We start from the raw sequence: 6,964 nt of genomic DNA, 5'->3' as shown, positions 1-6,964 counted from the left end.
GGACGCGGGCGGCTACCTGCGGCGCTTCGGCCGCGGCGGGGCGCTGCTGTAGTGCGACCCAGGTTTCGGGGGCGGGATTGGCAATAAACTGCATGGCGGGGCGGCTAGGCAATCATTTTCTCGATGGGCAGCACCAGAATGCCTTCGGCCCCGACAGCCTTGAGCTGGTTGGTCACGTGCCAGAAGTCGTCTTCCTGCACCACCGACTGCACCGACACCCAGCCGGCTTCGGCCAGCGGCGTCACGGTGGGCGACTTGATGCCGGGCAGCAGGCGGCGCACCTCGTCGAGGGCGGCCACCGGGGCATTCAGCAGGATGTATTTGCTGCGCTTGGCGCGGCGCACGGCCTGCATGCGGAACTGCAGTTGGGCCAGCAGGTCGGCCTGCTCGGCGCTGAGGTTGGGCTGGGCGATGAGCACAGCCTCGGAGCGAAATACGGTTTCGACCTCGCGCAGGCCGTTACCCAGCAGCGTCGACCCGCTGCTCACGATGTCGCAGATAGCCTCAGCCAAGCCAATGCTGGGCGCAATCTCCACCGAGCCGCTGATAGTGTGTAGGTTAGCCTGCACGCCGTTTTCGGCCAGGTAGCGGCCGAGGATATTGGGGTAGGAAGTCGCGATATTCTTGCCCTGCAGGGCCTCAATCGAGGCGTAGCCGTCGGCGCGGGGCACGGCCAGGCTCAGGCGGCACTTGCTGAAGCCGAGGGTTTCGACTTCGAGTTCGGGGTAGCCGGCCTCCACCAGCACGTTTTGGCCCACAATGCCGAGGTCGGCCACGCCGTCCTGCACGTAGCCGGGAATGTCGTCGTCGCGCAAAAACAGGATTTCGAGCGGGAAGTTGGTAGCTTCGGTTTTCAGCTTGTAGGAGCTGCTGATGAAGTTAATGCCGCATTCGCGGATGAGGGCGAGCGAGTCCTCGCTGAGGCGACCGGACTTCTGAATGGCTAAACGGAGCATGAAAAGGGGAAGTGGGCGGGAAGCGCGGCCCGAAGAGCACGCAGCTGGATAGCAGGCAATGGCTGCCTGTTGTTTGGTTTCCCGGAAATTATCGAGGTGTGCTGGAAGCCGGCGAGCCCCCAAACGCGGAGGTGGAGACTCGGGCTACCGGCGCTGTATTAGCACCCGGCGCACAGCCCGGCCTCCCACAGATGGTGGTGATGATGTACGCCCGCAACGGCCCGGCGGCCCAACTCGGGGGCAGCGGCAACGGCACAAACAACGGCGGGGAATTGGTTCATCGGGCACAAAGGTAGTACGAAGTTGCCAGCGGCAGCACGCTGGGCCACAATTTTATTGTAGTTCTATTACTCAGGTGGTAGGCGAAAGGTTGGAAATTAAACGAATTTGTCATCCTGAGCGGAGGAAGAACCTTTACACGTCGCAACGACTCGCGCAACAGTGAGAAGGTCCTTCGCTCCACTCAGGATGACAAATGTTTCTCTTAGAACCGGGCAATTAGCCGCAAATTCACCAGCCGCTGCGAAAGGTAGCTGGGCACCGAGTACGTCACGCCGTTCACATCCTGCAGGTAGCTATAGCCGCCCACGTTATTGGCCCCCAGTACGTTCAGGATTTCCAGCCCCAGCCAGAGGCTGTCAAAGCTGTAGAAATGGGCTTTGGGCGCGCCGTTGTTTTTCAGGCCGATGACCTTGGAAAAGCCTAGGTCGACGCGCTTGTAGCTCCGCACCAGAGCATCGGTGCCGCGCAGGTCGGGCTGGTTGGGCGGGCTGAACGGCAGGCCGGAGCCGAACACCAGGTTCACGTAGCCGCGCACCGAGGGGTTATTGGGCAGGTGGTCCTGGAAGAACACGCCTACGTTCAGGCGCTGGTCCTGCGGACGGCGGATGAAGCCTTTGGCCTCGCGGCCGGTGATTTTGCCGGTGGCGTCCACCACGTTCATCGAGTCGCCAGCCACGTTTTCCTGCGTGGTCAGAATACCGAGGCTGAACCACGACTCCGCCCCTTTCACGAACTCGCCGCTGAGCCGCGCATCGAAACCGGCGGCGTACGCGCGGGCGTTGTTTTTGCCGAAATAGCGGAGCCGCACGTTGTCCACATCGTAGGGCACCACGTCGGTGAGGTACTTATAATAGACTTCGCTGGTGAATTTAAACGGCCGGCCGAAGCCCTGAAACGTTACGTCCTTGCCCACAATGAAGTGGTAGGATTTCTGGGCGCGCAGCTCCACGTTCAGTTGGCCGATTTGCACCAAGGGCTGGTTGGGGCTGCTGCGCTCGCCGGCCTGAGTGCGCAGCTCGCGGTAGAACGGCGGCTGGTAATACACGCCCACGGCCGCCTTCATCGAGCGGTTGGGGTGGCGGCGGCTGATTTGCGAGTACTGCACCCGCGGGCTGATGACGAGCTGGCCATTAGTGGTCCAGTAGTGGGCGCGGGCCCCATAAGTGAGCGTGCGCAGCGAGTCAAGGTTCCAAGTATCCTGCACGAAGCCCTGGCTGCGGGTGCTGAGCAAGCTCAAATCCGACAACAGGCGGGTGCGGCGGGCATCGGGCACGAAATCGGCCGAGTCGGCGTAGCTATACTCGTCGAGGCGGTCGGCAATTTTCTCGCGGCCGATTTTCGCGCCCCAGCGCACAGTGTGGTTAGCAGCGGGGGCCCAGCGCCCCCGAGTTTCGACCGTAAAAATGCGCGCCGTGAGGTTGTTGCGCGAGTGCTTGAACTCGGAACCGAGGCTGCGCTCACGCACGGCCTGGTTGAAGTCGGGCGAGCTGGGGTCGCGGTTGATTTCGGCGAAGCGGTAGGCCGCTTCCACGTCGCGGTATTCGAACTCGCGCGAAATCAGGGCCGAGCCCAACAGCTCCATTTGCAGGCGCGACGAAAAATCGTGCTTCAGGTTGAGCCCGCCCTGGTAGGTATCGAACTGCATGCGCTCGCGCCCGCCGTAGCCGATGAACACCCGCGTAAGCTGGTTCACGCCGGTCGAGAACGTCGACTCGCCGGTTTCAGGCGAGAAGCGGTAGTCGTTGTGCGCCACCACGCCCATCAGGCCCAGCGTGGTGCGCTGCATGTCTTCCTTGTGGCCCAGCCCGAAATTCACAAACGCCTGCGCATCGTAGAAAGTCGGGTTGTAGCCGCCCTGTGCCTGCTTGAGCGAGCTGAGCACGTACTGGGCGTTTTTGTAGCGCACGCCGGCCAGGTAGCTCACCCGGCCGTTGGCCGAGCGGGCTTCGGCATGGGCCGCGCCGCCCACCAAGCTGGCCGTGAGCGAGGCTGCAAACTTCTCGGGCGTTTTGTAGTCCACGCTCAGCACAGAGGCCAATTTGTCGCCATACTTAGGCTGCCAGCCCCCGCTGCTGAACTCGACTTGCTTCACCAAATCAGCATTTATGAAGCTTAACCCCTCCTGCTGCGCCGAGGTAACGAGAAACGGCCGGTAAATCTCGAAGCCGTTCACGTACACCAGGTTCTCGTCGTAGTTGCCGCCACGCACGTTGTAGGTGCTGCTCAGCTCGTTATTCGACATCACGCCCGGCAGCGTTTTCAGAATGGCGTTGAAATCGCCGAACGGCGACGGAATTTCTTTTGCCTGGCGCGGGTCGATGTGTGTCAGGCTCACTTCCTCACGGGTGTCGCCCTGGTTGCCGCGGGCCGTCACATTGACGGGCCCTAACGACTTTGTATCAAGGCGCATAGTGAGACGCAGCGGTCGGGTAGCATCAGCCGGCAGACGCAGGGGCTGGCGAATGGGCAAATAACCCAGCCGGCGCACCACCAGCACCAGCGGCGAGCCCGCCGCCGGGGCCGCCACGCGCAGGCGGAAACTGCCATCGGCCGCTGTATTGGTGCCTGCGGTTTGCCCCTCAATTCCCACCGCGGCCAGCTCCAGCGGCTGCCCGTTGACATCGCGCAGCGTACCGGTGAGGGTGTATTCGCGCGGAGTGACGGTAGCAGCCCCAGGCTCCGTCTGGGCCTGAGCTGCCAGCGGAACCAGCAGTAACGGACCCAGCAGCGCCGAACCAACCAGCAGCCAGCGGCCCGGCGAGGGAAAAAACGAAAGCGGCAGAACGAGCCGAAGCGGCGTAGCGGGTAGTTTCACGAAGCGAAGAACGAAGAGCCGACGCACCTATTGCCGACGGCCTGCGGCCTCGGCACCCATTTCCAGTCCGGCTAGGTGCTCGCGCAGGCGGGCCAGCGTGGCCACCGGCCCCTCGGGCGCGCTGAACACGAAATTGCCGGCCACCAGTACGTCGGCCCCGGCTTCCACCAGCGGGCCAGCGTTGTCCATGTTCACGCCGCCATCCACTTCAATCAGGGCTTCGGAGCCGGTGTCGAGCAACAATTCTTTCAGCATGGCCACTTTTTTCAGGGTATTTGGGATGAACGCCTGCCCGCCGAAGCCGGGATTCACCGACATCACCAGCACCACGTCGAGGTCAGCGGCGATGTCTTCGAGCAGGGCAACGGGCGTGTGCGGGTTCAGGGCCACGCCGGCGCGGCAACCCAGCTGCTTAATCTGCTGCACCACGCGGTGCAGGTGCGGGCAGGCCTCGTAGTGCACGGTAATGCCGCTGGCCCCGGCGTCGCGAAACTGGGCCAGATAATTCTGCGGCTCCTCAATCATCAGGTGCACGTCGATGGGCTGCCTGGCGTAACGGGCCACGGCTTGCAGCACGGGCAGGCCAAACGAGATGTTGGGCACGAAGCGGCCATCCATTACATCGAAGTGCAGCCAGTCGGCGGCGCTATTGGCGAGCAGTTCGGTTTCGGCTTGCAGGTTGGCCAGGTCGGCGGCCAGAAACGACGGGGCCAGCAGCGGGGCACGGCGGGTTGTATTCATGGGCACGAAGATACAGCGGCCCGCCGCACTCCCCGAATGCGGCCGGGCCGCGCGGGCACCTCTATTTTTGCAGTTACTCAGCCCCCGGGCAAAACCAATGTAAAGCCGCGCCAGCCGCCGGCTCATTACTCATTATTTATTGCTCATTCCCCTCCCGTGCCACACCTCGTTCCCCTACTCATCCGCGGCATCAACAACCTCTCCGATGCCCGCTACTGCGCCGGCATGGGCGCCGATAAACTCACCTTCGTGCTCGACCCTACTCTGCCCGACCACCTCGACACGAAAACGGTGAAGGAGTTGGCCGGCTGGATAGCCGGGGTTGAACTGATAGGTGAATTCGACCAGCTTAGCGCCCCCGAAATAAACTCCTTAGCCGCCGATTGCGCCCTCGATGCAGTGCTGCTCCGCTCCCCCCGCGCCGCCAAAGAGCTCGCCGAAATTGCTCCGCCCGTGTATCTGGAGCTGCACCCGACTCAGCTCGCTGCCGGACTCGATATGCTGCCCGCCGCACCAGTCGGCTTCGTGCTGGAGCTACCGGCCGATGCTTCCATTGCTCCCGCCACGCTGGCCGCTCTAGCCGCCCGGCAGCCGCTATGGCTGGGCCCCGGCCTACACCCCGAACAGGCGCACGCGCTGGCCTCGCAGCTACCGCTGGCCGGCCTGTCTTTCCCATCGGGCGACGAAGTAAAGCCCGGACTGCGCGATTTCGACCAGCTCGAAGCTGTGTTCGAAGCGCTGGAAGTAGAGTAAAACATTGTCATGCCGAACGCAATGAGGCATCTGAGAAAGCTGTTCAACGGCGTTTCCCAGATGCCTCACTGCGTTCGGCATGACAAGACTAGACGATGGTTAGCTCAGCCGGAAGCGCACGTATTTGATGGACACGCCAATCGAGCGGTACTTGCCCTCAAAATTGGTCTGAATGGCCTGCGCCTCGGTAAACTCCGCGTCGGTTTCGGCATACAAATCGCGCGTAAACCGCTCGACCACCGCGCCGGGCCGGGCGGCCAGCACTTCGAGCGTATATTCGAAAAGCCCTTCGTTATCAGTTTTTAAGTGCAGCAGGCCACCGGGCGTTAACAATTGTTGGTAGAGCTCCAGGAAGCGCGGCGACGTGAGACGACGCTTGATGTCACGGTCGCGCGGCCGCGGGTCGGGAAACGTAATCCAGATTTCGGCCAACTCGTGCGCGCCAAACTGCGCGGCCAGCGCCTCGGCCCGCATCCGCACGAAGCCCACGTTGGTAAGCCCCATTTCGGTGGCGCGGGTGCTGCCCCGCCAGATGCGCTCGCCCTTGATGTCGAGCCCCAGGAAATTGCGGCCCGGGTGGCGCTGGGCCAGGCCCACGGTGTATTCGCCCTTACCGCAGCCCACTTCCAGCGTCAGCGGGTGCGGCTCGCGGAAGAAATCGGTACGCCAGCGGCCGCCCAGCTGTTCGTATTCGGGTTTGCCGGGTTCAATGATGTCGAGACGGGTGGCGTTGTCATGGAAACGCTGAAGCTTAACGCGGGCCAAAAGCTGGAGGTAATGAGGAGTTGAAAAACACCCGCGGCCACCTGCTTGCACAGCTGGCGGCCCGAGCCAGCCCCAAAATTACGCCACCCGCCGCTTAAGCCTCGGGATAAAGCTCCGCCACCTCAGCCAACACGAACGTGCTGCCCCCGATAAACACCGCATCCTCGGGCCCGGCGGCCGCCCGCGCCGCCGCCACGGCCACCGCTACCGACTCGTAGGCTTCGCCCTGCAGCCCGGTCTGCCAGCCCAGTTCGGCTAATTCAGCCGCCGGCAGGGCCCGCGGAATATTCGCCGCACAAAAGTAAAATTGACCTTCGGCGGGCAGCATGGCCAGCATGGCGGGCACGTCCTTATCGTTCACCGTACCAATTACCAAATGTAACTTCCGGTGCGGCACGCGCTGCAACTGGCTCATTACCATGCGCAAGCCCGCCGCGTTGTGGCCCGTATCGCACACCACGAACGGACGCCGGCCGATGATGCTCCAGCGCCCGCGCAGCCCGGTTAGTTTTGTTACCTGCCGCAGGCCCGCCCGCACGGCCGCTTCCGTGATGCGGAAACCCTGGGCGCGCAGTTCATCGAGCGTGGCCAGCACGCCGGGCAGGTTCAATTCCTGGTAGTCGCCGGGCAGGCCCAGCTCGGCGTTGGGCAG

Annotated in this window: 6 protein-coding genes; 1 reads left to right on the top strand and 5 read right to left on the bottom strand. The window is 63.1% G+C overall.

What is annotated here, in order from left to right; all coding sequences use genetic code 11:
* Positions 1 to 104: 104 nt before the first annotated feature.
* The 3 genes from hisG to rpe all read right to left on the bottom strand — a co-directional run bounded on the left by hisG (position 105) and on the right by rpe (position 4,794).
* On the bottom strand, positions 105 to 956 hold the full coding sequence (gene hisG / locus ACYVDE_RS11185; RefSeq protein ID WP_460501614.1) for an ATP phosphoribosyltransferase: 852 nt from the start codon (positions 954 to 956) through the stop codon (positions 105 to 107).
* Positions 957 to 1,440: 484 nt separating this feature from the next.
* Entirely contained in the window at positions 1,441 to 4,053 is a 2,613-nt protein-coding gene (locus ACYVDE_RS11180) for a TonB-dependent receptor (protein WP_460501612.1), read from the bottom strand.
* A 27-nt stretch (positions 4,054 to 4,080) separates the two neighbouring features.
* Positions 4,081 to 4,794, bottom strand: coding sequence for a ribulose-phosphate 3-epimerase (gene rpe, locus ACYVDE_RS11175; RefSeq protein ID WP_460501610.1), 714 nt, complete (start codon positions 4,792 to 4,794; stop codon positions 4,081 to 4,083).
* A gap of 156 nt (positions 4,795 to 4,950) precedes the next feature.
* Here rpe and ACYVDE_RS11170 point away from each other — a divergent pair, with 156 nt between their 5' ends.
* Complete coding sequence (locus ACYVDE_RS11170) at positions 4,951 to 5,547, top strand: beta/alpha barrel domain-containing protein (protein WP_460501609.1); 597 nt, start codon at positions 4,951 to 4,953, stop codon at positions 5,545 to 5,547.
* A gap of 99 nt (positions 5,548 to 5,646) precedes the next feature.
* On the opposite strand, the gene trmB is transcribed toward ACYVDE_RS11170, so the two are convergent.
* Positions 5,647 to 6,312: a tRNA (guanine(46)-N(7))-methyltransferase TrmB gene (gene trmB / locus ACYVDE_RS11165; RefSeq protein ID WP_460501607.1), complete on the bottom strand. Its 666-nt coding sequence runs from the start codon at positions 6,310 to 6,312 to the stop codon at positions 5,647 to 5,649.
* 94 nt (positions 6,313 to 6,406) lie between these two features.
* Positions 6,407 to 6,964: glutamate ligase domain-containing protein (locus tag ACYVDE_RS11160; RefSeq protein WP_460501605.1), on the bottom strand; the 558-nt coding region annotated here is incomplete at its 5' end.

This window comes from Hymenobacter agri (genome assembly GCF_054778495.1).
Note: the sequence above shows the minus strand (reverse complement) of the source record. Positions and strands in the feature narration are given on the sequence as shown.

Bases quoted from the DNA above. Each gene is read 5' to 3' on its own strand.
- hisG (WP_460501614.1), bottom strand. From the start codon at position 956: ATGCTCCGTTTAGCCATTCAGAAGTCCGGTCGCCTCAGCGAGGACTCG.
- rpe (WP_460501610.1), bottom strand. From the start codon at position 4,794: ATGAATACAACCCGCCGTGCCCCGCTGCTGGCCCCGTCGTTTCTGGCC.